Raw genomic sequence first — 2,768 nt, forward strand, 5'->3', positions numbered from 1 at the left:
ATTTTTAGTGTTTTTAAGAACAATTTCAAAAAATTATAATTTCCTAAATAATAAAAAAAGGCAAGGTTTCCCCTGCCAGTTTATTTGTATATATCGCCTCTACTTCCAATATCGATAACCAATATAACTAATTCATTATTAACTATTTTGAATAAAGCTCTATAACTTCCTATCCTAAGTCTTTTAACATCTTTAATACCCTTTAAATTTTTTACATCATATAATGATATCATTTTTGTATCTTTGGAAATCTCGGTAAAGGCTTCATAAAATTTTAAACCTACCATTCTATTTTCTTTCATGAACTTTACAGCCTTTTTGTCAAACTTAATCCTGTAAGATGTCATTAAGGCTCACCTCAATAAATTCTGCTTCTGATTCATTATAAGTTTTCATGAAATCTATTATTTCTTTTTCTTCCTGCTCCTCAACAAATCCACAATTTTCGTTAATAAATTTTAATAAATCCATTTCTTCTTGTTCTTTAACTTCTTTTATCAAAGTTTTTCTTGCAAATTCACTAAAAGACATTCCTTTTTTCTTACAAAAATCTTTGATTTGAATTAAATCATCTTTATTAAACATTATATTTATTCTTTCAGATATCTGAGCCATTTTAAACACCACCTTTTTACATATTATACATATCATACATATTATATGTAAAGCTTTTTTTTTATTTTACAATTTTTTTAAGTGTCCTAAAGATATTTCTGAAAATTCAACCCTGTATTTTTCATAGATCCATTCCTAATTCCTTTACTACACTTTCAAAAGAGTATGTTTTTTGATTAGATTCTATATGAGCTTTATATGTGTTCTCAGCAAGTTTTAAATCATATTCTTCCTCTAATCTCTCAAATACAATTTTTTTTATATAGCTTGAAAGACCCATTCCCTCAAAATTAGCAACTTTTTTTAATAATGTTTCTTCATCATCATTTAATCTAACAGATATAACAGACATATTAAAACCTCCTCATTCATATTTGTAATACAATTACATTACTTAATTGATTAATATGCAAGTTTTTTTAAAATTTAAATTGATTATAAAACTCTTAAATTATACTTATATGAATTTTTAATAAGAAAATTCTTTCGATACCTACTATAATAAAGTATATACTTATTAAACTCTTTTTCTTTAGATGGAACTTTATTTATTACAGTTACTATCTTATTTCCTTGAATAATGTATCTAACTCCATCTTTTTCAAACACACCATTTTTTCTAAAATCCTCTTTTTCAAATATATCTAATATCTCGCCTTTGATTGAATCTATATTAACTCTTTTAACTCTTTCAATATATCTCAACAATCCATGCTCTGTTATTTTTAAATTTATTTTTCTCTCTACTTTTTTCTCTATTTTTTCTTTAAGTATATTTTCAGTCAAGCTCTCTGAATATATAACTTTATTAAATAAATAATCTAAAGTTTTCCTCTTTGCTTCTAACTCCCCTTTCAATTTTTCTTTACTTTTTATCTTCTCATCTATTCTATTAACTTGAGTTAATAAATTTTTTATATTTTCTTCATCGTTTAAAATAGCTATACATTCATTTAATTTAATTGTTTTTTTTAATATTTTAACCACATTTAGCTGTACTCTATTTTTAACACTATTTAAAAACTGCATTTGTTTCTCATTTTTTCTTCTAATACTATTTTCTATAACAATTTTTTCTTTATAGAGAGTTAATATTTCATTTTTTATATCTCCAATAATATTTTTCCTCATCCTACACCTCACTTGTCAATTTAAAGAAAAATGGATAAGTTGCTAATCTTTGAGCATTTGAAATATATTTAAATACTAAGCTCTCACAAAATATATCATACTCTTTATCATTTAACTTTTTGTCTGTAATCAATTTTTTTATATTTGGAGAGAATGTCTCTTTCCCATCTATACCAGTATCATAGAAAGAGTAGTACATCTGCTCTTTTCGATTTAATCTTATAGCCATTGTCATTCCAAGAAAACTATCTAAGCCTTTAGCAATTCCCTTCATACCACTTTCTATACTTTGTTTATAAAAATTAATAAATTGATTACTGTCAAAATATACTCTAAGCTCTGTATCCAATATATAAATATATTTTTCTCCTATTTTCATAAACTTAATATCTAACCATTTTATTTTTGATTTATCATAGTCAATTTTTATATTAAACTTTTCAATAAGAAAGTTAAATTCATCTTTTAAAGAGCTATTTTCATAAATTTGACAGCTTTCAATTTTTATTTTTCCATTCTTTAATACAGTAATTTTTCTTATTTTTTCATTCTTAAAATGAATACAACTAACTCCTTCAAAAATATTATATTTGCTATTAAGTTTTGATATATCTAAATTTTGTAGTTGCTCTTTTATAAATAATTCTTCAATTACTCTTTTAATAGCTACTTTTTTATTTTTATCAGTTTGCTCCAAGCTAAAACCATTAGATATTAAACCACATCTTTTCTTTATCTCTCTATATCCATCATAAAGTAACTTATTTGTATCTGTCGTATTCAATAAGAATATATTCCAATTTTGCTTATTATATACTGTTGTAATCTCTCCAATACCCTTGTTTTGTAATGAATATTTTCCAAAAGTTAAATTATTCACAAGTTCAATAATCTCTTGTCCACTATCTTTAGCTATCATATCTTCTCCATCTTTAAATCTATCTTTAATCAAATATATATCTATATTTTTCGAGATTTTTTTTAAGTTTTTTTGAAAATATGATTTATTACTTTTATTATCA

At 23.4% G+C, this 2,768-nt stretch carries 5 protein-coding genes; all 5 read right to left on the reverse strand.

Translation table 11 applies throughout. The annotated features are described in order from the left end of the window. Window positions 1-80 precede the first annotated feature (80 nt). Window positions 81-347 carry a type II toxin-antitoxin system RelE/ParE family toxin gene (locus L988_RS02080; RefSeq protein WP_047381089.1) on the reverse strand — a complete coding sequence of 89 codons (267 nt, stop codon included), beginning with the start codon at window positions 345-347 and terminating at the stop codon, window positions 81-83. Further along, the gene (locus L988_RS02085; protein ID WP_052191642.1) at window positions 328-615 is read right to left on the reverse strand and encodes a hypothetical protein; all 288 of its coding nucleotides are present in this window, start codon (window positions 613-615) and stop codon (window positions 328-330) included. Before L988_RS02085 ends, L988_RS02080 begins: the two co-directional genes overlap by 20 nt. A 121-nt stretch (window positions 616-736) precedes the next feature. After that, window positions 737-967, reverse strand: coding sequence for a type II toxin-antitoxin system RelB family antitoxin (relB, locus tag L988_RS02090; RefSeq protein ID WP_047381091.1), 231 nt, complete (start codon window positions 965-967; stop codon window positions 737-739). An 83-nt stretch (window positions 968-1,050) separates the two neighbouring features. After that, complete coding sequence (locus L988_RS02095) at window positions 1,051-1,746, reverse strand: hypothetical protein (RefSeq protein WP_047381092.1); 696 nt, start codon at window positions 1,744-1,746, stop codon at window positions 1,051-1,053. Window position 1,747: 1 nt separating this feature from the next. Further along, window positions 1,748-2,768 (reverse strand): hypothetical protein (locus L988_RS02100; protein WP_047381093.1); only part of this gene is annotated, 1,021 nt, incomplete at its 5' end.

Origin of the sequence: Cetobacterium sp. ZWU0022, from assembly GCF_000800875.1 — a bacterium.
Lineage (GTDB): Bacteria > Fusobacteriota > Fusobacteriia > Fusobacteriales > Fusobacteriaceae > Cetobacterium_A.

Excerpts from the sequence above, each read along its gene's own strand:
- L988_RS02080 (WP_047381089.1), bottom strand. The coding sequence starts at position 347 with ATGACATCTTACAGGATTAAGTTTGACAAAAAGGCTGTAAAGTTCATG.
- L988_RS02085 (WP_052191642.1), bottom strand. The coding sequence starts at position 615 with ATGGCTCAGATATCTGAAAGAATAAATATAATGTTTAATAAAGATGAT.
- relB (WP_047381091.1), bottom strand. The coding sequence starts at position 967 with ATGTCTGTTATATCTGTTAGATTAAATGATGATGAAGAAACATTATTA.
- L988_RS02095 (WP_047381092.1), bottom strand. The coding sequence starts at position 1,746 with ATGAGGAAAAATATTATTGGAGATATAAAAAATGAAATATTAACTCTC.